Below are 22,707 nucleotides of genomic sequence, written 5' to 3'. Positions count from 1 at the left end.
CCGGCGCCGACCGGGACGGCCCCATCTACGAGAACGGCGACCTGCGCATCGACTACGCCGCCCGCACCGTCACCCTCGCCGGCGAAGAGGTTCATCTCACCCCCCATCGAGTACAAGCTGCTGGCGCTTTTGGCCCGCAACACCGGCAAGGTGCTCACGCACAACGCCATTCTGAAGGAGGTGTGGGGCAACGCCCTGGCCAGCGACCTGCCGTCGCTGCGCGTGTTCATGGCCACCCTGCGCAAGAAGATAGAGCGCGACCCGGCCCACCCCGCCTACCTCCAAACCCATGTGGGCATCGGCTACCGCATGCTGCGGAAGTAGCACCCTTTCACCGCCGAAGAGCACGGGGAAGCTTGTCGACGGTCAGTCTCGGGGCGCACCCTCGTCCGGTGCGACCGTGTCCAGCAGCCGGTAGAACTCCTCGGGGGGCACGGGGCGCGAGAACACGAAGCCCTGCACCATGTCGCACGCCGTCGTGCGCAGGAACGCCAGCTGCTTCGGCGTTTCCACGCCCTCCATGACCGTGTCCATGCGCAGCTCCTTGGCCATGGTGATGACCGTGCGCACCACCGTTTCCTCCGTGCCGGGAAGCGACCCCTCCAGCAGGAAGTCGCGATCGAGCTTCAGCACGTCGGCGGGCAGGTCCTTCAGCACGTTGAGCGACGACTGGCCCGAGCCGAAGTCGTCGATGGCGCAGCGGAACCCGGCGCGGCGCATGCCGTCCATGATGTCGAACATGCCGTGCAGGTCCTCGATGACGATGCTCTCCGTCAGCTCCAGCTCGCACAGCCCGTCGGGGATGCCGTGCTCGTCCTTGATGCGCACGTACGTGGAAAGGAAGTCGGGGCGGTGCAGGTGCAGGCGGGACACGTTCACCGAGATCGGCACCACGGGCAGCCCGGCGTCCAGGCGTGCGCGCAGGTCGCGGCACACGCTCTCGAACACGAACTCGTCGAGCCGCAGGATGAACCCGTTCTGCTCGAACAGCGGGATGAACTCGCCAGGGCCCACGATACCCTCGTCGGGACGGTCCCAGCGCACGAGCGCCTCTCCGCCCAGCACGCGCGTGCCCGTCACGTCGTACTTCGGCTGCACGAGGTGGAAGAACTCGCCGTGCTCCAGCGCGCCCTCCATCGTGCGCTCCAGGTCGGCCCGGCGCAACAGCGCGTCGCGCATGGGCTTGCTGTAGGCACACGGCGTCTCGCCGCGCTTGCGCGATTCGACCTGGGCGATGCGCGCGCGGTCGGTGAGCTCGTTCGCGTCGCGCGCCTCGGGCGCGTCCTCCGAGCAGCACAGGCCGATGTGCAGGGCAAGCGGCTTCCCGTTGCCTGCGATGCCGCGCGCCCGTTCGGCTATGCGCTTGCAGGCCTCCAGTGCATCCTCGCGGCGCGCGTACGGAACCAGCAGCTGGAAGTAGTCGGCCGACAGGCGCGCCGCGATGCCGTCCTTCCCCGCCTCCTCGCACAGGATGGCGGCGAGCTCCCGCAGCACCTCGTCGCCCCGCGCGTACCCGTCCACATCGTTGATGAGCTTGAAGTTGTCTATGTCGATGCACGCCGCGGCCATGCCGCCTCCTGCGCTCCCGCCAACCCTGTCGGCCCTCGCGCGCTCCGCCAGCCGCACGTCGCCCTCCAGCGCGAACTTGTCGGCGCTGAGCAGCCCAGTGAGGCCGTCGTAAAACGCCATGCGCTCGATCTCCCTGCGGTGCGCGCGGCTGCCGCGCCAGTACACCGCCAGCACGATGCCCAGCCCCACGATGATGACCAGGCACAAAAGAAGTGTGGCGTTGATGATGGCGTTAGCCTGCTCCATGACCACGTCGTTCGGTATGATGGACACCACGTCCCAACCGTCCGTACCCTCAAGCGGCGTGTAGCAGAACACGTACTCCTCGCCCAAATACGAGAACAGCGCCACACCGCTGACGTTCTGCTCGAGCGCGGTGCGGAACGAGGCGACATCCGCTTCGGCGTTGCCCTCGAAGCCCACGATGTCGTAGATGCTGGAGAACGTGCGGTTGCTGTCGCGGTGCTGCGAGCGCATGACCACCTCGCCCTCGTCGTTGACCACATACGAGAAGCCGCTGTCGTTGTAGAACGACAGCGAGAACCGTTCCTGCACGTCGCCGAGCGGGCGCGCCTTGCGCACAATGCCCGGCGTGCCGTCAGAGAACATGAAGCGCTCGTACACGCCTATCATGTTGCCGCCCGTGCGCTCGTCCAGGAACGGTTCCAGCACGCCCCGATCGGCGGCCGCGTCGGTCGAGGCCATCTGCTCATCCGTGAGTCTCGACGCGTTGGCGTTGTCCGTGCGGTACACCGCGCCCGTGCTCAAGTCGACGCACACGTACACCGTGCCGTCGTCGTTCATCCCGAACAGGGCCAGCTTCTCGAATAACCGGTCCTCGTCGTCGTGACGCTGCACGGAAAGCTCGGCCGCGAGCAGGTCGAGCGTGTCCAGGTCCTTCTCGAAGTAGGTGTCCAGCGCATGCTGGCCCTGCGCCGTAACCTCCAGCACGTCCGTCACGGACTTCTCCCACAACGAGTCCTGCACGAAGCGCGCGAACAGCATCGTGCCGGCGATCACGGCCACGGACACCGCCGCCACGAGGATCGAGATGAGCGTCTTGCGCGACTTCATCAGGACGCATCCGCCCCCTCGGCCAGCAGGCTTCGCAGCTGGCCCTCGGCCTGGGCGACCGTCGCGCCCTCAAGCAGGGACACCACGCTCTGGCGCAGCGCGCCCCAGACGGGCAGGAGGATGTTATCGTCCGAGCCCACGACTGCGCCCGCGGCGAACGCCCCGGCCAACGGCTGCAGCGAGGCGTCGTCGGGGGCGGCGTTGCCCTCCAACGGGCTGAACGAGCACTGGCTGTTCGCGAAGCGCTCGATGGCGGACGGCTGGGTGAGGAAGGCCGCAAACTCCTTGGCCTCTTCGACGTGGGCGCCGTTCGCGTTCACGCTCACCCGCGTGTCGACGTTGACCACGAGCACGGGCCGGTCTTCGAGGACCGGATAGGGATGCACCTCGTACGCCATATCCGGCGCCATATCGTGCATGCGCACCGAGGCCCAGGCGCCCGTGAGCATGAACGGGTAGCTGCCGGTGGCGAACTGGTCCAGGTCGTCGGAGGTCTTCTCCGTTTCAAGGGCCGTTCCCGCGTCCACGTAGCCGCGCTCCACGATGCGCTCCACCAGCTCCAAGCCGGGGCGTAGCTGCGCGGCCAGCGCATCGGGATCGGCGCCCAGAGCGACAACGCGCTCGCGCACGTTGTCGGCGGCGTACACCTCCGCCATGCCCCGCGCGATGGCGAGCGTCTTGAGCGAGATGTCGTTGTTCGCCACGAGCGGCGTGACGCCGTCGGCGAGGAACGCGTCGCAGGCGCGCTCGAACTCCGCCAGCGTGCGCGGCACCTCGATGCCGTGCGCAGCCAGCAGGTCGGTGTTGCAGTACAGGCCGAACGCGGAGATGGACGTCGGCACGTACAGGATGGCGCCCTCGGCCTCCATCTGGTCAAAGGCCAGCCTGCTGAACGTGGGGATGGTGGGCAGGTCGGTCAAGTCGGCCAGGTAGCCCTTCTTCTCGAACGACAGCGCCGTGTCGTGGTCGATCATGAACACGTCGTCGCCGGTGCCGGAATCCAGGCGCTTCACAAGCGCCTCGTAGTACGGCCTGCTTTTGATGCCCTCGTAGGACACGGACACGTTCGGATGAACATCCATGAAGTCGCGCAGGATGTCCTCGATGGCCATGACGTTGATCGACTCGTACTTGAAGCCGAAGAACGTGAGCCGGGTGTCGACCTCCACGTCGGCCGTCTCGCCGACGACGATGTTCTTGCTGGTGGAGCAGCCGGAAAGCGCGAAAGAGGCGAAGGCCGTCGCCAAGCCGATAGCAGAGACGGCCAGGAAGCGGCGGCGCGTGAGCGGCGAGGCAGGCCCGGCCGCAGTGGGCGCTTCCGCACGGAGAGCGGCGCCCCGCGAGGGCAAGGTTCCCCAGTCGTTGCTCGGTGTATGCGTCAAATCCCCGTCTTTCGCCAAACGGCATCTACCTGATATGGTAGCGCAAAATTGCCCGCCGCGCACGCAGAACACGACTGCGCGCGATCGACATGCGTGCGATTCGAGCCTAAGTTGAACGTCGCCGCCCCGCGCGATGCCTTCGGGAGCGGTGACAGCGCCTCCGGGGCGCGAAGGTTCCGCGAAGAACGGAGCCGGGCCGCATGGCGGGCCGGCTCCGCTGGGCGGACGCAGGCGGGCGCCGCTCTACGGCAGCAGCAGCTGGGCGATCTGCACGGCGTTGAGCGCGGCGCCCTTGCGGATCTGGTCGGCCACCACCCACATGGCCAGCCCGTGCTCCACCGTGTCGTCGCGGCGCAGGCGGCCGACGTAGGTGTCGTCGGTGCCGGCCAGGATGCCCGGCATGGGATAGGTGTTCGTGGCGCAGTCGTCCATGACCGTGATGCCGTCGGTCGCCGCGAGGGCGGCTCGCGCGGCCTCCACGCCCACGTCGCCGGCGAACTCCACGTTCACCGACTCCGCATGGCAGCGCAGCACGGGCACGCGCACGCAGGTGGCGGCCACCTTGATGCCCTGGTCGCCCATGATCTTCTTCGTCTCCACGACCATCTTCCACTCTTCCTTGGTGGAATCGTCGTCCAGGAACACGTCGATATGCGGGATGCAGTTGAACGCGATGCGGTGCTGGAACACCTTCACCTCCAGCTCGTCCTCCGGCGTGCCGTCGAGGAACGCCTTGGTCTGGTCGTACAGCTCGGCCATGGCCGGCGCGCCGCCGCCGCTGGCCGCCTGGTAGGTGGACACCACCACGCGCGTGATGGGAGAGAGGTCGTAGAGCGGCTTCAGCGCCACCACCATCTGGATGGTGGAGCAGTTCGGGTTCGCGATGACGCCGTTGTGCCAGGCCACGTCGCCCGGGTTCACCTCGGGCACCACCAGCGGCACGTCCTCGTCCATGCGGAACGCGCTCGAGTTGTCGATCATGACCGCGCCGGCGGCCGTCACGGCCTCGCGCAGCTCCTTCGACACGCCCGCGCCGCAGCTGAACAGCGCGATGTCAACGCCCTCGAACGACTCCGGGCACATCTCCTGCACCGTGAGCTCGCCCGCCGGCACCTGCCCGCAGCCCGCGAACGGCAACTTCCTGCCCGCCGAACGCGCCGACGCCAGCGCCCGCACCTCGCTCGCCGGAAAGTCCAGGTCGTGCAGCACCTTCAGGAACTCGCTGCCCACGGCTCCTGTAGCTCCCGCCACCGCCACCACCGGATTCGCCGGCATTTCCTTCGTCCAAACCATTTTTTGCTCCTTTGCTGCACAAGCCCCGAACCGTTTGCAAAAACACCCTCGTTGCGGTTATACTGCAGAAGTCAGCGGACTGCCTGAGGTAGGAACCAGGCGGCACCGCTAAGGGAGCATGACCGCTAGTTCCTGCTAGCGGTCATCTTTTTGGTGCGCCATCAGCGCCTTGGCGAGCGCCATCGCCTCCCGCAGCAGGCCGACGACCGCAGTCGCCAGCGCAACAGCCGAAGCTGCAAGCTGTAGGAATGCAAGCGTGACACCCAAGCGAATCACCTCCTTTCTAAAAGAAGGTGCCGCCCGACGCTCAGGACTTACGTCCGCTGACCCTTTCCATCATAGCATGATATACAATGCCTTTACGGATGCATCGCCCATTCCCCTACCTCCCCTTGTTCATCTTCGCGGCGATCTCCTCGGCGGAAAGCTGCGTCTCCTCGAACACGCTGTCGCTGTCCAGGTCGAACGCCGTGTGCAGGCAGCGCACGGCCTCGGCGGCCTGCGAGCCGTCCACCACCACGGACAGGCGGATGGGCGACGTGGAGATGGCCAGGATGTTGATCTGGTTCTCCCCCAGCGTAGTGAACGCGCGCGCCGCCACGCCGGGCGACGACTTCATGCCCGTGCCCACGAGGCTCACCTTCGCGATGTCCTCGTCCACGTCGAACTCGCGGGCGCTGATGTCGGGCAGGATGCGCTCGATGGTCTCGCGCGCAAGCGCCAGGTCGGCGCCGGCGCACGTGAAGCTGATGTCCGTGAAGCCGTCTTCCGAGATGTTCTGGATGATCATGTCCACGCGCACGTTGTTCCCGGCCAGCGCGCTGAACACCTTCGCCGCCACGCCCGTCATGTCGGGCACGCCGCGGATGGTCACCTTCACCTCGGACGTGTCGTGCGCGATGCCGGTGATGACGGCTTCTTCCATCATGTCGGTTTCCTCCTTGATGTAGGTGCCCTCGGCCTCGGAGAACGCCGAGCGGGAATGGATGACCACGTCGTACTTGCGGGCGAACTCCACGGCGCGCATCTGCAGCACGCCCGCGCCCGAGCCGGACAGCTCCAGCATGTCATCGTAGGACACGGCGTCGAGCTTCTTGGCGCGCGGGCACACGCGCGGGTCGGCCGTGTACACGCCGTCCACGTCGGAGTAGATCTCGCACACGTCCGCGCCGATGCCCCAGGCAACGGCCACGGCCGTCGTGTCGGAGCCCCCGCGGCCGAGCGTGGTGATGTCGCCGTTCGCATCGATGCCTTGGAAGCCGGCCACCACGGGGATGGCGCCGGCGGCGATGGCCTCCATGATGCGCTCGTTGTGCACCTTCACGATCTTGGCCTTCGCGTGCATGCCGTCGGTCTCGATGCCGGCCTGGCGGCCCGTGAAGCTCATGGACTTGTAGCCGCGCGCTTCGATGGCCATGGCCAGAAGCGTCATGGACACCTGCTCGCCGGTGGACAGCAGCCGGTCCATCTCGCGGGCGGGCGGATCTTGGTTGAGCGCGCGGGCGAGGCCCACCAGCTCGTCGGTGGTCTTGCCCATGGCGGACACCACGGCCACCACGTCGTGGCCGGCCTGCTTCTTCGCGATGACCTTCTTCGCCACCATCTGGATGCGCTCGGGCGAGGCAACTGAGGTTCCCCCGAATTTTGCTACGATTAGCGACATGGCGTTCTTTCTCGTCATTGGCCCAGTTGGCTCTCCACTATACCAAAGAGCCGGCCTCCACGCGCACCGAACACCCGCGAGCAGGCGTTTTTTCACGGGGAAAGCGAAAGGGGGAACTGGAACGAAGATACTATCCGGTGGGGATGCGTGCGCCCGACCTGTCGGGCGTCAGCGCCCGAGCAGCGGATTCGTGCGGTCGAGGAAGATAAGGCCCAGCAGGAAGGCGAACTCGCGGTCCGGGGCGTCGGGCATGCCGAGCACCGCCTTCGCCCTGCGCAGGCGGTAGCGCACGGTGTTGGGATGCTGGTGCAGCTGCTCGGCGGCCGCGCGCACGTCGCCGTAGGCGCGGGCGAGGGCTTCGGCCGTGGGGGCCAGCTCGGCGTCGTTTTCCGCGTCGTATTCCTCCAGCAGAGCGCGATGAAACGCGGCGGTGCGACCGAACAGGCGGCTGGCGGCCGCCGCGGCGCGGAAGGCGTCGTGATGCAGGTCGGCCCAGCACATCACCGCATCGGCCTCGATGCGAGCGGTCTTGAGCGCGGCCAGGGCCTCGCGCACGCTCAGGTCGCCGTCGGACAAGGGACCCTCCTCCCCCACCCCGAGCCACAGAGGGCCGATGCCCTGGATGCGCGCCACCAAGTCGGCCTCGGAGGCCGCGCGAACGGAGGCTGGAGGCTGCGCATAGGACACGAACGCAAGCAGGAGGTCGTGGTAGCGGCAGGCGAACACCGTGTCCACGCTGGCCCAATCGGCCTTGAACGCGCGCAGCACCTCCGCAAGCGCATCGAGCGCGGCGTACAGCGAGCATTCGTCGGCGTTGCGCGGCGCCACGGCGAGGCACTGCAGCGTGGCGCCCATGGCTCCGGTGAGCTGATAGAGCTTGGCGCGCGTGCCCTGGCTATCGCGAGCTGCCAGAAGCGCATCCACCATGCGCCCTTTGTCCGACTCCTCGCCGTCGCGGCGAATGAGGTCGAGCGCCTGATAAGCCAGCACCTCGTGGTAGGCACCGTCGTAGAGGTACAGCGGCACGCCGGCCGACGTGCTGGCCGTGCGCACCGCCTCGCTCAGATGAGGGTGGTGCACGTTCTTCACGGCCACCGCCGCCACGTTTCTCTTTATGAGCGCGAGGAGCGAAGCCTCGGCAAGCGCCGCGTCGTCGCGTGCGAAACCGAGGTTCGACGCAATGAACTCACCTGGCAGGTAATCGGCATACGCCTGCTCGTCTGGTGCGAGATCCAGAATGCCCACGTTGCGCACCTCGCGCGTGCCCGCCCCCGCGCACGGAGCCGCCAGCTCGATGCGCTCGAACGCCGGCAACGCGATGATGTCCGCAACGGTTATCACACCTGAACCCCTCTCGACGATGGGCCCATACTACACCAAATGCGTCGCTGCCGTCGGGGTGCGCCGTCCTACGGGCAGGGCGATGCACCCCGACGGCAGCGGGACCGCGCGCCACCCCTGCGCGCCAGCGGGCACCGTTGCTGGCCGGCATCCTGCGGGCCGGTCTGCGCTTTACCGGGGAAAGCATTGCCTATCCAGCCTGGTAAAGATCTTCCAAGTTGCCGTTATCCACCAGCGTGCAGAGCGCGTTGCTGGCATGCTGGGGGCTCACGCCCATTTGCTCGAAGCGCTTCGTCAGCTTCAGGCAGTACGCCAAGTCTCCGGAATCCAGCGAGAGCAGGGCCGACGTGGCCTGCTCGTCCAACTTCTCCAACATGGGATGCTCCTCTCGGTCGAATTCTCGTACCAAGAGGATATCCTGCACGCCCCCGCCCTCTTTTGGACAAGCGGGACAATCGCAAGCCCCCGTTTTGTGCCATTGGACAAAACGGGGGCAAAAGGCCTTGCTTTCCCGGTTGACGATAACGGAGCTGACGACCGGCGGCAGTCGCGTCTCTCCCCTGCCGACCGACGGTGCGCCCGCGCCGCAGCCTCCCTATTCCCTCTCCGGCATCCGCCACAGCAACACGAAGCCCACCACGAACAGCACGGCAATGGACAGCACGCCCATGGACGAGTTGCCGGTGAGCTGCGTGAACACGCTCACCAGAAACGTGCCCATGACGGCGGCGTACTTGCCGAAGATGTCGAAGAAGCCGTAGTACTCGTTGGCATGCTCCTTGGGAATGAGCTTGCCGAACTCGCTGCGCGAGAGCGCCTGGATGCCGCCCTGGAACAGGCCCACGCAGATGGCGAGGATCCAGAACTCGAACGCCTCGCGCAGGAAGAACGCCGCGAACAGCGTGATGCAGAAGTACGCGCCGATGGCCACGAGCAGCATGCGCTTCGTGCCGAACCTGCCGGACAATCGCCCGTAGGCGATGGCCGACGGGAACGCCACGAACTGCGTCACCAGCAGCGCCAGCACGAGCTGCGTCGCATCGATCCCCAGATCGGTGCCATAGCTCGTGGACATCTTGATGATGGTGTGCACGCCGTCGATGTAGCAGAAGAACGCCAGCATGAACAAGCGCAGCCGCCGATCCTTGAAGATACGCTTCACCGTCTTCCACAGGCCGCCGAACGTGTCGCGGATCAGGTGCTCGGCACGCTCCTTGTAGTGCGTCTGGTGCACGTCGCGAATGAGCGGGATGCTAAACGCCACCCACCACGCAGCCGTGATGAGAAACGCTATCTTCATGCCGATATCCATGGGGATGCCGATAGACGGCCCACCCAACACCACGGCCAAGCATGCGATGAACGGCACGCACGAGCCGATGTAACCCCATGCGTAGCCCTGCGACGACACCTCGTCGTAGCGCTCGTCACAGGTGGCGTCCACGAGGAACGCGTCGTAGAACACCATGGAGCCGTTCAGCATGATGGACGCGATCACATACAGCACGAGGAACGCCATGGCAGCCGTGGGAATGCCAAGGGCCGCCAGCGCGATGGCGCCCGTGCCCACCGTGCCGACGAAGAACTTCTTCTTGTTGCCCTTGAGATCGGCGAGGCTGCCCAGGACGGGCATGAGCAGGGCCAGGATGAGCGACGCCACCGTCTCGGCGTAGCCCCAGGCCACCACCACCGACGAGCCTTCCTCGGCGATCGAGGCGAAGTACACCGGAATAAGGGCCGTGGCCAGCAGCACGAACGCCGAGTTTCCCACGTCGTACAGAACCCAGCTGCGTTCCTGCCTCGTCAACTTCGCTCGCGCCATGGTGCGCCTTCCTCTCGTCCCGCGCGCCCCCGCGCGCCTCGCCACCGCCGTTCAGCTGGAAACGTTCTTCACAACTGGGAAACCGACGGTTAACAAGCACCGCCTCATTGTATATGATAGCGCTAAGCGACACGGGTAAATTTCACGTCAGAAACGGGGTACCGCGCCATGCCCGCTCTCATCACGCACGACTTCTTCGGCCAAGACGTCTACGACCATATCTTCCGCAACGTCGGCGGAACCCGCGACGAGGCCGAGGCGTTCCTGCTGGGCAACCAAGGTCCGGACCCCCTGTTCTACGCGGTTGCCGACCCGCGCCTGCACGAGCACAACCGCTTGGGCAACGTCATGCACGGCGAGAAGCCGAGCGAGCTCATCAAGGCATTCAAAGACTCCCTCGGCATCCTCGATGACGACGAACTGCCCGTCGGGCGCGCCTACGCGTTCGGCTTCCTGTGCCACTACACGCTGGATTCCACCATGCACCCGCTCGTGTTCTTCCACGAGTACCTGCTCACCGATGCCGGCGAACCGGGCCTCTCGCGCGACGACGCCCATGAGGTGCACGCCGTCATCGAAAGCGAGCTGGACGAGCTCGTGCTGTTCGAGAAGCGCGGCGAGACGGTGGCAACGTTCCAGCCGTGGCGCGAGATCCTGCAGGCCAGCGACTTCGTGCTGGGCGTGGTGTCGAAGATGTACTCCTACGCAGCGCTCACGGTGTACGGGCGCATCGTGCCGCGCGACCTGTTCGCGCGGTCCGTACGCAACTTCCGCCGCGTGCAGCGGCTGTTCTACTCCAGGACCGGCGCCAAGCGTGCGCTGCTGGGACGCATCGAGGGATTCGTGCGCCCTTACTCGTTCTACCAGTCCATGAGCCATCGTCCCGTGGCGCTCACCGAGAGCATCTACGACAACCGCGCCCACGAGGCCTGGGAGAACCCGTACACGGGCGAGGTGAGCACGGCGAGCTTCTGGGACCTGTACGGCCGGGCGCTCGAGAAGGCCGAGGAGAACATCGACGCCTTCGACCGCGACGACTTCGACCTGGGGGCCGCGCGCGCCCTGACCGGCGAGCTGGACTTCTCGGGCCGACCCGTGGTGGCCACGCTCGTGTCGGTGGAGGACGGCGGCACGGCGCACGGCGCAGAGGGCGAGACGGCGAACGCAACGGAGCCCTCTGGCCGCAACGCGGCCGCCCCGAACACCCCCGCCCCCCGCGGCGCCTAGCGCGCCATGCTGGAAGTCGTCCTCACCATCCCGTTCTGGCTGGAGCTGGCCGCCGCGCTGACGGGCGGCCTGTCGGGCGCCATGAGCGCCGTGCGCGCCCGCTACGACATCTTCGGCGTGGTGTGCATCGCGCTCACCGCCGGCCTGGCGGGCGGCATCATGCGCGATCTGCTCATGCAGAACTACGGCATCTACGCATTCCAGAAACCCGAGCTGCTGCTGGCTTGCGCGGGCGCAGGCGTCATCGTGTTCTACTTCGGCAAGCTGGCCACGTACCTGGACCCGGTGGTGGCGCTGCTGGACAACCTCTCGGTAGCGCTGTGGGCCGTGATCAGCGTGGGCAAGGGCCTGTCGGCCGGGCTCGACGTCGTGCCCTCCATCATCCTGGGCACCGTGACCGCCGTGGGCGGCGGCATCCTGCGCGACGTTTTCATGAACCGCGAGCCGGAAGCGTTCCAGGCCGGCGCCATGTACGGCTCGGCCGCGCTCATCGGCTCCACGGTGTACGCGCTCATGGCGCAGAACCACGTGCTGGACCAGTACGCGCCCTACGCCTGCGTGGCCATCGTGCTGGGGCTGCGCTACGCGTCGCTGTTCTTCGGCTGGAAGACCACGCCGCCCAAGGACTACACGGACGTGGTGACGAGCGCCGTGGCCCGCCCCGTGAAGTCGGTGGCGCGGCGCGTGCGCCCGCCCAAGGGCAAGGTGGAGCGCGAGCGCGAGCGCCGCCGCGCCTACGAGCGACTGCGCTGGCTGTGGCGCTCGCCCGGCAGCACGTCGCCCCTGCCGCCGGTCGAGATGCGCGGGACCGAGGCGGCCGCGCAGCACGACGCGCCCGCAACCCCGCAGGCCGCCCCGGCCGACGCCGCGCCCAGCGACCCGAGCGACCGCATCCACGTGGACCGCGAGGAGCTGCGCCGCATCATGGGCGGCGAGGACGACGAGCCCCGCGACCCGTTCGAGCCGCACTCGTAAGGGGCGGTCAGCCGAGGAGCCTCCGCGCAGGAGCGAAGCGACCTGCGCCTCGCGCGAAGCGCGAGAACAACCGCCCAGGTTGGCGGGCGGAAGCGAAGCGACCCGCCCATGCGCCCGGAGGGCGCATAACAGCCGCCCAGGTTGGCGTAGTAAGTCAGCGAGGAGCCCCCTGGCACCCGAGATTGGCAGGATCGCGGAGGTGAAGCGTACTGCGGTACGCGAACCTACGGGATCGTGACAAGCTCGGGTGCCAGGGGGCTCCGCAGCGTCGGCAGGGGTTTCGCGGGCCGGAAGGCCCGCGAAACGCTATACGTTCTTCAGCAGGATGGTGCTCATGGTGTCGGCCACGTGCTCGCAGGCGTCGCAGCACTTCTCCATGCGGTCGAAGATCTGCGACCACACCAGCACGCGCATGGGGTTGTCGTTGTCCTCGGTGTGCAGCTTGCGGATGACCTTGAGGTACAGCCGGTCGGCCTCTTCCTCGTAGGTGTTCACGTCCACGATGAGCTGCTTGAACGTCTTCGACTTCTTGAAGTTGCGGAAGTCCACCATGGCCTTGTCGAGCGCCTCGCAGCTCTTCTTGATAAGGCAGGCGAACTCTTCGGCATCGTGGTGCATGAAGTGGACGTCGTACATGTAGAAGCGCTGCATGACGTCCTCGATGTAGTCGATGATGTTGTCGAGGTACTGCGACAGCTCGATGATGTCCTCGCGCTCGATGGGCGTGATGAAGTCGGTGGCCACCGTCTTGAAGATGGCGTGGTTGACCTCGTCGCCCTCGTGCTCGAGCTCGTGCGCACGCTCCATGATACCGCGCAGGTCCTCGGCCTCGGTGAAGTTCTCGATAGCCTCGATAAGCAGCTCGGCCTCCTTCACGGCCATCGCGGACTGCTTTTCAAAGGCGTCGAAGTAATCGAACTTGTGCTTCTTGGACATTGAACTCTCCTTTTACGAGAAGAACAGGAACAAGTGGGCGAATGCGAACCCGAGCAGGCCGCATCCGGGGAACGTGAGCACCCACGTCTTCACCATGTCGACGGCGATGCCCCATTTCACGGCGCTCTTGCGCTTGGCGGCGCCCACGCCCATGATGGCCGTGGTGTTCGTGTGCGTCGTGGAAACCGGCAAGCCGGCGAACGTGGACAGCATGAGGCAGAAGAACGTGGCGGCGCTGGCCGCGAACCCTTGGAACGGCTCCAGCTTCACCATGTCGAGGCCGACGCTCTTGATGATGCGCTCGCCTCCCACAGCCGTGCCGATGCCCATGTTCAGCGCGCAGAAGAACATGAGCCAAATGGGCAGGACCATCTGGTCGGCCTGGCCCACGCCCGTGGCCAGCGTGATGGCCAGCACGAAGATGCTCATGAACTTCTGCCCGTCCTGGGCGCCGTGCATGAACGCCACGCCCGCGCCCGAGGCCACCTGGGCCCAGCGGAACACCTTCGTCGTGCGCTTGCGGTCCATGTTGCGGCACACGCGGCCGACGATCTTGGAATTGGCCCAACCCAGGAAGAACCCCAGCAGCGTGGACAGCAGGATGCCGTACACCACCTTCATCCACTCGCCGCCGTTGATGGCGCCGAAGCCGCCCTGCAGCGCGATGGCCGCACCCGTGAGGCCGGCGATGAGCGAATGCGACTGGCTCGTGGGAATGCCGAACCACCAGGCCGCCGCGCCCCACACGATGATGGCGATCATGGCGGCCGTAAGCGCGATGAGCGCCTGTTGGGAGTTGCCGCCGAAATCCACCATGTTGAAGATGGTGTGCGCGACGGCGGACGTGACGAGCGAGACGAGCAGCAGGCCCAGGAAGTTGCAGACCGCCGCCATGAGGATGGCCAGCTTGGGCTTCATGGCCCGCGTGGAGACGACCGTGGCGATGGCGTTGGGGGCGTCGGTGGCGCCGTTGACGACGATGACGCCGATATTGAGCAGCGTCACGGCCACCAGCACCGGGTTGGAGGCGAGCTCGGCAATGAACGTAGCCCACTCTATGGTCACAGGTTCCCTCTCGACAAAACAGCAAAAAGGCCAGCAGCTCACCAGTTTAACGTAAATCTAACAAAGAGCTAGGGGAGCAACCTGCTTTTTACGTCGGCGGACGAACCGTTTGGTAAAATTCGCGTAAAGGGGCCCATACGAAAAGAAAATACCGGGCATTCGGCAAAGGGCCGCGTGCGCCGACTGCTAATATATAAGCATGTCGCTATGGATTGGAGGCGAGGGCCGCGCAGGGAGGCCGATGCCTCCGGCGGCACGAGGGGGACATCTTTGCTCGAGGGGAGCAAACGCATGAAGAAGAGCATACAGCTGCCGCTGCAGACGGGCGACCTCATCGTGGGCTTCATGGTGTGGGTGATCATGTCGTCGCTGCTGCCGTACATCTTGCAGGACATTGCCATTCCGCCTGATCGGGTGGCGCTCGTCACGGCCGTCCCCGTGATCCTGGGCTCGGTGCTGCGCGTGCCGTTGGGCTACCTGACGAACCGGCTGGGTGCACGCACGGTGTTCCTGGCCAGCTTCGTCTGCCTGCTCCTCCCCGTGTGGCTCATCAGCGAGGCCACCACGTACGAGGCGCTCATCACCGGCGGGGTGTTCCTGGGCATAGGCGGCTCCGTGTTCTCCGTGGGCGTGACGTCGCTGCCGAAATACTACCCGCGCGAGCGTCACGGTTTCGTGAACGGAGTGTACGGGTTCGGCAACATGGGCACGGCGCTTACCACGTGGCTCGCACCCCTCGCGGCGGCGGCCTGGGACTGGCGTGTGGCCGTGAAGCTGTACCTGGTGCTGCTCGTGGCGGCCATAGCGGTGAACCTCGTGCTGGGCGACCGCGCCGAGCCGCGCGTGAGGACGCCCATCGTGGCCCAGATCAAAACCGTGTGGCGCGATGGGCGCCTGTGGGCCCTGTCGCTGTTCTACTTCGTGACGTTCGGAGCGTTCGTGGCGCTCACCGTGTACCTGCCGAACTTCCTTGTGATGCACTATGGGCTGGACGGCGTGACGGCAGGCATGCTCACCAGCGCATTCATCGTGGCGGCCGCAACCTTGCGCGTCTTGGGCGGCTGGCTGGCCGACCGGTATGACTGCTTACGGCTTCTGGCGGTCGTGTTCGCTGCGCTCGCGGTGGGCGCCGCGGTGCTGGCGCTGGCACCTGGCCTGCCCGTGTACCTGGCAGGCATCTATCTGATCAGCGCGGCATGCGGCATCGGCAACGGCGCGGTGTTCAAGCTGGTGCCCACGTACTTCCTGGGACAAGCCGGCCCGGTGAACGGCCTGGTGTCCATGTGGGGAGGCCTGGGCGGCTTCTTTCCTCCACTCGTGCTGGCCGCGAGCACGGCCGTCTTCGGCTCGAACCTGCCGGGGCTGTCCTTGTTCGGCGCGTTCTGCGCGGTATGTCTGGTCGTGGCGGCGTGGATGGGGAGGCGCCGGTAAGAGGGAGCTGATTCGCAAACCCAACGCTGCGTGCCAATGGGGCGGAGCAGGCACGCAGCGCTGCGCGAGGCACGAACACGGGATGCGGACATGCGCAGCGCGGCCACATGGGCACAGACAGGTCGGTGCTGGCGGCGCAACGGGCCAGAGCGTGCGGCGGCGCCGATAGGGCGAAGCAGGTAGCGGGCACCGCAAGGCTTGGGGAACGCACTCTTGGACGAGATTTGAGGCTTGGCATGCTTGGACGAGCTTCTGTCGGCGCGAAACCGGGAAACCCCTGATGGCGAAAAGCCGTCCCAAGGATTCCCCGTCGAAAACATGCCATAGCCTCCGATTTCGTCCCGCCCCTTCTGCCGCACGCCTCGAATCGTGCCGGAAGGAGAGCGCTCCGAGAGGCATGACCCCTCCCAGAGCGCAAGGAAGAGCTATGCGTACAGCTTGAACACGCGGCCTCGCTCGGCGCCGATGGTGGTGAGGGCGTTGTGGCCGGGAAGGACGACCGTATCGTCGGGCAGCTGGGCCAGGCGCTTCAGGGAGCGGCGCATGTCGTCCATGCTGCCGCCGATGAAATCGGTGCGGCCGACCGTGCCGCAGAACAGCGTGTCGCCCGACACGAGCACGGGAGCGGCGGCCGGGTTCCCGGTGCAATCCGGGTCGAGGTACAGGCAGATGCCCCCCTTCGTATGGCCGGGCGTCGCGATGACCTTCCACGCCATGCCGCCCACCTGGACCTTGTCGCCATCCTTCACGGTATGGTCGACCGGGCATGTCTCGAAAGGCCGGTCGTCCCGCGGCAGCTCCTCGTCGCCCGAGATCACCGGGGCGTCGACGGCGGAGGCGATGACGGGTGCGCCCGTCCTCTCGCGCAGGGCACGCGCCGCGCCCACGTGGTCGAAATGCCGGTGCGTGAGCACGATGGCGTCCACCTTGCGGCCGTCGAGCGCCTCCAAGATGGCATCCGCCTTGCAGGAGGGGTCGACCACCAAGGTGGACTCGCCGTCCGAGATGAGGTACACGTTGTTCTCAAGCATGCCGAGCACGAGGTACTCCACCGACACGCACGTTCCTTTTGCCTGGTAAGCCATGGGGGTGTTCCTTCCCTATTTCTTCTTCTTGCCGCTCTCGCCGGGGAGCATGCGGCGGGCATCGAACACGCCCTCGATGCCGCGCAGCTTGCTCAGGATGAGGTCGATGTGCTTGATGTCCGAAACCTGGAACAAAAAGCGCATCTCGGCCATGCCGTCGCGATGCGACGTGGTGGACGACGACAGCACGTTCGCACCCACCTCGGACAGCGTCACGGCCACGTCGCGCAGCAGGTTCATGCGGTCGAGCGCCTCCACGAACACCTCGATCTGGTACGACGTGCTCTTCGACGGCTCGTTCTCCCACGATACCTCGATGATGCGCTCGGGTTCCGTCATGAGGTCCTGCGCGTTCGGGCAGTCGGCGCGGTGCACCGACACGCCACGGCCGCGCGTGACGAACCCGAGGATCTCGTCGCCCGGCACCGGGTTGCAGCACCGGGACAGGCGTACCAGCACGTCGTCGATGCCCTTCACCACCACGCCGTTGGAGCTGTGGGCCTCGTGCTTCTTCGGGCGCTTCACGCTGGTGAGCATGGGCGGCAGCTTGCCCGTGGACATGTCGCCCGCACCCAGGCCCACCGTCTCGGCCGCCTCGTTGCCCTTGTCCACCAGTATCTTGAGCAGGCGGTTCGCCACGTGCTGGGCACTCTCCTTGCCCGTGCCGATGTTCACGAGCATGTCGTCGGGATCGTTGTAGCCCAGATGCTCCGACACCGACTTCACCGCGCGCATGGACTGCGCGCTGGAGATACCCAGGCCATGCTTGCGCATCTCGCGCGTGAGCTTGTCGCGGCCGTTCTGCAGATCGTCGCCGCGGCTCACCTTGCTGAAGTACGAGCGTATCTTGCTGCGTGCGCTCGGCGTCTTCACCAGGTTCAGCCAGTCGCGCGAAGGGCTCGCGCTCTTCTGCGTGAGGATCTCCACGCGGTCGCCCAGCTGCAGCTCGTAGGTAAGCGGCACGATGGCGCCGTTCACCTTCGCGCCCACGCAGTGGTTGCCCACCTCGGTGTGGATGGCGTAGGCGAAATCAACCGGCGTTGAGCCGGCGCGCAGGCTCATGGCCTCGCCCTTCGGCGTGAACACGAACACCTCGGACGGCGCCAGATCCACTTTCAGGTCTTTCAGGAACTCGCGCGAGTCCTGCGTCTCGTCCTGCCAGTCGACCATCTGGCGGAGCCACGCCAGCTGCTGGTCGATGGCATCGCCGCTCTTGCCGCCCTTCTCCTTGTAGCGCCAGTGCGCGGCCACGCCGTACTCGCTCTGGCGGTGCATGTCCTCGGTGCGGATCTGCACCTCGAGCGGGCGTCCCGCCGGGCCGATGACCGTGGTGTGCAGGCTCTGGTACATGTTGTACTTCGGCATGGCGATGTAGTCTTTGAAACGGCCGGGCATGGGGTGCCACAGCGTATGGACCGCGCCGAGCGCCGAGTAGCAGTCCTTCACCGACGGCACGATGATGCGCACGGCAATGAGGTCGTAGATCTCGGAGAAGCCCTTGCCCTTCTGCGTCATCTTCTGGTAGATGGAGTAGAGGTGCTTCGGGCGGCCCATGATCTGGGCCTGGATGCCCACCTTCTCCATCTCGTCGTGCAGGATGCCGATGATCTGGTCCAGGTAGCCCTCGCGCTCGGCGCGGCTCTCCGTGACCATGCGGCTGACCTGCTTGTACTTGTTCGGCTCCAGGTAGTAGAACGACAGGTCCTCAAGCTCCCACTTGATGTTGTTGATGCCCAGCCGGTGCGCGATGGGCGCGTAGATCTCCAGTGTCTCGCGCGCCTTGAAGATGCGGCGGTCCTCGCGCAGGGCGCCCAGGGTGCGCATGTTGTGCAGGCGGTCGGCCAGCTTGATGACGATGACGCGGATGTCCTTGCTCATGGCCACGAACATCTTGCGGATGGTGGCGGCCTGCTCGTCGGAGAGGCTCTCCACCTCGATGCGCGTGATCTTCGTCACGCCCTCCACCAGCTGGGCCACCTGCTCGTTGAACTCGACAGCAACCTGCTCGGCGGTGACGCACGTGTCCTCGACGGTGTCGTGCAGAAGCGCCGCGCAGAGCGTTTCCACGTCCATGCGCAGGTCGGCCAGGATGATGGCCACCTCCACGGGGTGCGCCACGAACGGCTCGCCGCTCTTGCGGCACTGGCCCTCGTGCGCCTCGCTGGCGAACTGGAACGCCTTGGCGAGCAGCGCCTGGTCGGGCTCGGAGAGGTACGCGGACGTGAGCCGCTGCAGCTCGGCGAAACGCTCCTCGGGCGTCTCCGTGCGGTGCGGGTTGCGCGCGTCGGCGCGCCCCTCGGAGGCGAACGCCTTCTGGGCCACGTGAGGGCGGCCCAGAAGGTCGTCCTCGACCGTCTGCTTATGCGACGCCTGCTCGAGCGGCTCGCCCAGCAGCTCTTCGCGCTTGTGATCGGCTTTACCCATTGCGGTGCGCCTCCTTTCCCTTGGCCTAGCGTATCCTGCGGGGCGCGGAACCCGGCAGGATGGGACGCGACACGCGCACGTGCAAGCTGGCCGCATCGGTGCCCATCGCCCAGTCGCGGAACGCGCTGAATATGGCACGCTCTCCCAAGCCCTCGCGGTAGCGCACGCTGTCGGTGAGCTCCACCTTGCTGGCGGTGTCCACCACGCGGATGGAGCGGGTGATCTCGCCCGACGCGTAGGCCGTGTGCGTCTCGATGAGGCCCAGCTCGCGGAACACGGCCACGCCGCATGCCGCCGATTGGGGGCTCACCGCATGCCCGCCCTCGCTGGCGAGCTTGGCCAAATCCACGTTGCCCAACGTGAAGAACCCGTCGCCATGGTCGCGCTGCAGGGCGCGCAGGCGGCGGTACACCTGGGCAAGGCAGTCGTGGTCGGGCGTCATGTCGCGCAGCACCTGCTCGTTTATTCCCGCGTCGCCGCGGCCGAACAGCAGGTGCACCTGCGCGGCGGCGCCGTCACGTCCCGCGCGGCCGCTCATCTGGTTGAACTCCACCTCGTTGTAAGGCAGATGGTACAGCACCACGTGCCGGATGTTCGGGATGTTCACGCCCTCGCCGAACGCGGACGTGGCCACGAGCACCTTGAGCGCGTCGGTGCGGAACAGCCGCTCCACCCGCGCGCGCTCGGTGCGCGTGAGGCCCGCGTTGTAGAAGCCGATGAGCGGCGCCATCTGCGGAACCCGCTTGCGAAGCGTGCGCGCCACCGCCACCGACTGCTCGCGCGAGTTCACGTACACGACTGTCTTCTCGCCGCCGGCCACGAGGTTCGCCAGGTAGTCGTCGCGGTTCTTCAGGTTGCGCCGGTCGTCCACGCCCAGGTTCGCGCGCTCCGTCTCGTCGAGCACGAGCTCGTCCAGCGGCAGGGCGCCCCGGATGGCGTCGGCGATGCCGTCGTCGGCCGTGGCGGTGAGCGCGAGCACCGTGGGCGCGGGACGGCCGGCCTCGCGGGCGCCGGCGGCCAGGCGCTCCACAGCCTGCCCGATGGCGGCGTAGGCGGGGCGCTGGCCCGCGCGGGCCAGGCCGATGTGGTGCGCCTCGTCCACCACCACGAAGCCCACACGGCCCGGGCGCGCGAACTCGTCGGCGTGGTAGCCCAGGAACTCGGGCGTGGTCAGCACGATGTCCACCGAGCCGTCCGCGAGCCCCGCGAACGTCTGGCGGCGCTCCTCGGGCGTGCTCTCGCCCGTGAGCACCGCCACGGCGATGCCGAAGGGCTCCAGCGCCTCGTTCAAGTGGAACGCCTGGTCGGCGATGAGCGCGCGCAGCGGATACACGAACAGGCTGGCCGTGCGGTCGCGCAGCGCGCGCTCGGCCGCATGCACCTGGAACATGAGCGACTTGCCGCGTCCCGTGGCCATGACGGCCAGCACGGAACGGCCTGCGTCCAGGTGGTCGAGCACGGTGCGCTGCGAAGCGTGGAGCGAGCCGTCGCCGATGATGGCCCGCACGATGTCGGCCTCGAGGCCCACCGGGTCCTCCTGCGCGCGGCGCTCCCAGCACGCACGGTTCGCCGCACGGGCCGCCTCGTAGGCCTCGATGTCCTCGGGGTTGTGCGCCACGTCGGCGCAGAGCTCCGCATCGCTCGTGGCGTACAGGTCGGCCACGAACGAGCGCTCCACCGGGTCGAGGCACGCCTCCAGCGCGCAGCACGTGCGCGCGGGCGCGAGCGACTGCAGCATGGCCTTCACCGAGCGGCGACCGCGCCATTCGTCTATCTGCACCTCGAACGCGGCGTTCACCACGCTGTCGGTGTGCATGAGCGCCTCGATGTCGGTGCAGTGGAACATGATGCCGGCCACCGTGTTGCGCCCGTCGGAAAGCGTGCACGAGAAGTGGTTCTTCTCCGCGCCCACCGCACGGCAGTTCGTGAGCGTGACGTCGCGCGCGAGGAAGCACGGCACGGGGTTCTCCTGGCCGAAGGGCGCCAGCGCGTCCAGCCTTTCCACGTTCTCCAGCGTGAGCTCGCCAAGTGCGACGCACGCATCGATCTCGATGAGCGGGTGGAACGCGCCCTCGGGCAGCTCGTCCATGTAGGCGCACAGGCGACGCTCGAACTCCGGCAGGTTGGACGTGGGCAGGGTGACGCCCACGGCGGCCTCGTGCCCGCCGAAGCGGGTGAGCAGGTCGGATGCGGCCTCCACGGCCTTGAAGAGATTCACCTGGCCCACGCTACGGCCCGAGCCGCGCGCCTCGTCGCCGGTTATGGTGAACAGCAGGCTGGGCACGCCGTAGGTGTTCACCAAGCGGCTGGCCACGATGCCCTTCACACCCTCGTGCCAGCCGTCGCCCGACACCACGAGCGCGCGCTGGCCGCGGTAGACGTCGGCGGCCTGGGCCTTCGCGATCTCGGAGAGCTCGGCCTCGATGGTGCGGCGCTGGTCGTTCACGGCCTCCAGCTCGGCCGCCAGGCGACAGGCGGCGTCGAAGTCATCGGTCATGAGCAGGTCGAGCGCCAGCTGCGCGTCGCCCATGCGGCCGGCGGCGTTCAGGCGCGGGATGAGCGAGAAGCTGAGGTTCGTGGCGGAGACGGGCTTGTCGGCGGCGCCGCTCGAGCCCAGAAGCGCCGCGATACAGGGGCGCGGCGCATCGTTCATGCGACGGATGCCGTCGGCCACAAGCGCACGGTTCTCGCCGCGCATGGGCATGAGGTCGGCCACCGTGCCAAGCGTGGCCAGGTCGGTGTAGCTGCGCCACAGATGCGGGTAGCCGAAACGGCCACCCAGCACCTGCACGAGCTTCAGGGCCACGCCCACGCCGGCCAGGATGGCGCTCTCGCAGCTCTCGTCGCACTTCGGGTCGGCCACCGGCACGCCCTCGGGCACGAGGTCGACCGGCTCGTGGTGGTCGGTGACGGCCAGGCCCACGCCGGCGGCCACGATGGCGGCCGCCTCCGCCTTGCAGGCGATACCGCAGTCCACCGTGACGATGAAGTCGGGGTTGAGCATACGGGCGCGCTCGAAGGCGGCCTCGGTCAGGCCGTAGCCCTCCTCGAAGCGCCGCGGGATGAACGGGTCGGCGTGCGCACCGAGCGCCCGCAGGCCGCGCGTGAGCACGGAGGTGGCCGAGATGCCGTCGAGGTCGAAGTCGCCGAACACGAGGATACGGCCGTCGACGCGCATGACCTGCTCCAACGCGTCAGCCACCTCGGACAGCCCGGGTATGGTGTAGGGGTCGAGCCAATCGCGGTCGAGCGAGGGCTCCAGGAAGCTGCGGACCTCGGCGGGCTCCGATATGCCGCGCGCGACGAGCGTCGCGGCCACGAAACGTGGCAGACCGAGTCCGCGCTCGATGCGCGCGACGGCGGCAGGGTCGGCCGCCTTGATGTTGAACTGGGCAGACATGGGCGCTCATACCTCACATG

The 22,707-nt window shown here is 67.0% G+C and carries 17 protein-coding genes; 4 read left to right on the top strand and 13 right to left on the bottom strand.

What is annotated here, in order from left to right; all coding sequences use genetic code 11:
* The first annotated feature begins 129 nt into the window (after window positions 1-129).
* Window positions 130-324 carry a helix-turn-helix domain-containing protein gene (locus LB310_RS06205; protein ID WP_301154744.1) on the top strand — a complete coding sequence of 65 codons (195 nt, stop codon included), beginning with the start codon at window positions 130-132 and terminating at the stop codon, window positions 322-324.
* 42 nt (window positions 325-366) lie between these two features.
* Here the strand turns inward: LB310_RS06205 and LB310_RS06200 are convergent, their stop codons facing one another.
* From LB310_RS06200 to LB310_RS06165, 8 genes are all read right to left on the bottom strand, one after another.
* Entirely contained in the window at window positions 367-2,643 is a 2,277-nt protein-coding gene (locus LB310_RS06200) for an EAL domain-containing protein (protein ID WP_278805196.1), read from the bottom strand.
* Window positions 2,643-4,025, bottom strand: coding sequence for an ABC transporter substrate-binding protein (locus LB310_RS06195; RefSeq protein WP_278805195.1), 1,383 nt, complete (start codon window positions 4,023-4,025; stop codon window positions 2,643-2,645). Before LB310_RS06195 ends, LB310_RS06200 begins: the two co-directional genes overlap by 1 nt.
* 243 nt (window positions 4,026-4,268) lie before the next feature.
* Window positions 4,269-5,318: an aspartate-semialdehyde dehydrogenase gene (locus LB310_RS06190; protein WP_096227285.1), complete on the bottom strand. Its 1,050-nt coding sequence runs from the start codon at window positions 5,316-5,318 to the stop codon at window positions 4,269-4,271.
* A 135-nt stretch (window positions 5,319-5,453) separates the two neighbouring features.
* Window positions 5,454-5,585 carry a hypothetical protein gene (locus LB310_RS06185; RefSeq protein WP_264465274.1) on the bottom strand — a complete coding sequence of 44 codons (132 nt, stop codon included), beginning with the start codon at window positions 5,583-5,585 and terminating at the stop codon, window positions 5,454-5,456.
* Window positions 5,586-5,700: 115 nt separating this feature from the next.
* Window positions 5,701-6,981 carry an aspartate kinase gene (locus tag LB310_RS06180; protein WP_087190093.1) on the bottom strand — a complete coding sequence of 427 codons (1,281 nt, stop codon included), beginning with the start codon at window positions 6,979-6,981 and terminating at the stop codon, window positions 5,701-5,703.
* A gap of 168 nt (window positions 6,982-7,149) precedes the next feature.
* Window positions 7,150-8,322, bottom strand: coding sequence for a PucR family transcriptional regulator (locus LB310_RS06175; RefSeq protein ID WP_278805192.1), 1,173 nt, complete (start codon window positions 8,320-8,322; stop codon window positions 7,150-7,152).
* A 190-nt stretch (window positions 8,323-8,512) separates the two neighbouring features.
* Window positions 8,513-8,698 carry a hypothetical protein gene (locus LB310_RS06170; protein WP_087190095.1) on the bottom strand — a complete coding sequence of 62 codons (186 nt, stop codon included), beginning with the start codon at window positions 8,696-8,698 and terminating at the stop codon, window positions 8,513-8,515.
* 219 nt (window positions 8,699-8,917) lie between these two features.
* A complete protein-coding gene (locus LB310_RS06165) occupies window positions 8,918-10,144 on the bottom strand; it encodes an MFS transporter (protein WP_087190096.1) in 1,227 nt (408 codons plus the stop codon).
* A gap of 168 nt (window positions 10,145-10,312) precedes the next feature.
* Between LB310_RS06165 and LB310_RS06160 the strand changes: the two genes are divergently transcribed.
* Both LB310_RS06160 and LB310_RS06155 read left to right on the top strand, forming a co-directional pair.
* Window positions 10,313-11,371: a zinc dependent phospholipase C family protein gene (locus tag LB310_RS06160; RefSeq protein ID WP_278805188.1), complete on the top strand. Its 1,059-nt coding sequence runs from the start codon at window positions 10,313-10,315 to the stop codon at window positions 11,369-11,371.
* A gap of 6 nt (window positions 11,372-11,377) precedes the next feature.
* On the top strand, window positions 11,378-12,346 hold the full coding sequence (locus LB310_RS06155; RefSeq protein ID WP_278805186.1) for a TRIC cation channel family protein: 969 nt from the start codon (window positions 11,378-11,380) through the stop codon (window positions 12,344-12,346).
* Window positions 12,347-12,652: 306 nt separating this feature from the next.
* Here LB310_RS06155 and LB310_RS06150 read toward each other — a convergent pair whose 3' ends face one another.
* Together LB310_RS06150 and LB310_RS06145 are read right to left on the bottom strand one after the other, a co-directional pair.
* On the bottom strand, window positions 12,653-13,282 hold the full coding sequence (locus LB310_RS06150) for a DUF47 domain-containing protein (protein WP_096227290.1): 630 nt from the start codon (window positions 13,280-13,282) through the stop codon (window positions 12,653-12,655).
* Window positions 13,283-13,294: 12 nt separating this feature from the next.
* The gene (locus LB310_RS06145) at window positions 13,295-14,347 is read right to left on the bottom strand and encodes an inorganic phosphate transporter (RefSeq protein WP_087190099.1); all 1,053 of its coding nucleotides are present in this window, start codon (window positions 14,345-14,347) and stop codon (window positions 13,295-13,297) included.
* A 291-nt stretch (window positions 14,348-14,638) separates the two neighbouring features.
* Here LB310_RS06145 and LB310_RS06140 point away from each other — a divergent pair, with 291 nt between their 5' ends.
* Window positions 14,639-15,778 (top strand): MFS transporter, encoded by a 1,140-nt coding sequence (locus LB310_RS06140; RefSeq protein ID WP_278805183.1) that lies wholly within the window; start codon window positions 14,639-14,641, stop codon window positions 15,776-15,778.
* 425 nt (window positions 15,779-16,203) lie between these two features.
* Here the strand turns inward: LB310_RS06140 and LB310_RS06135 are convergent, their stop codons facing one another.
* Genes LB310_RS06135 through recJ form a run of 3 tightly spaced genes read right to left on the bottom strand, consistent with a single transcriptional unit; the run spans window position 16,204 to window position 22,687 of the window.
* A complete protein-coding gene (locus LB310_RS06135) occupies window positions 16,204-16,863 on the bottom strand; it encodes an MBL fold metallo-hydrolase (protein ID WP_278805182.1) in 660 nt (219 codons plus the stop codon).
* Between the two features lie 15 nt (window positions 16,864-16,878).
* Entirely contained in the window at window positions 16,879-19,287 is a 2,409-nt protein-coding gene (locus LB310_RS06130; RefSeq protein ID WP_087190101.1) for a bifunctional (p)ppGpp synthetase/guanosine-3',5'-bis(diphosphate) 3'-pyrophosphohydrolase, read from the bottom strand.
* Window positions 19,288-19,312: 25 nt separating this feature from the next.
* Complete coding sequence (gene recJ, locus LB310_RS06125) at window positions 19,313-22,687, bottom strand: single-stranded-DNA-specific exonuclease RecJ (RefSeq protein ID WP_278805178.1); 3,375 nt, start codon at window positions 22,685-22,687, stop codon at window positions 19,313-19,315.
* Window positions 22,688-22,707: the final 20 nt, after the last annotated feature.

Origin of the sequence: Gordonibacter sp. RACS_AR49 (assembly GCF_030418435.1) — a bacterium.
In the GTDB taxonomy this organism is placed as follows: domain Bacteria; phylum Actinomycetota; class Coriobacteriia; order Coriobacteriales; family Eggerthellaceae; genus Gordonibacter; species Gordonibacter urolithinfaciens.
This window is presented reverse-complemented; position numbering and strand designations above follow the sequence as displayed.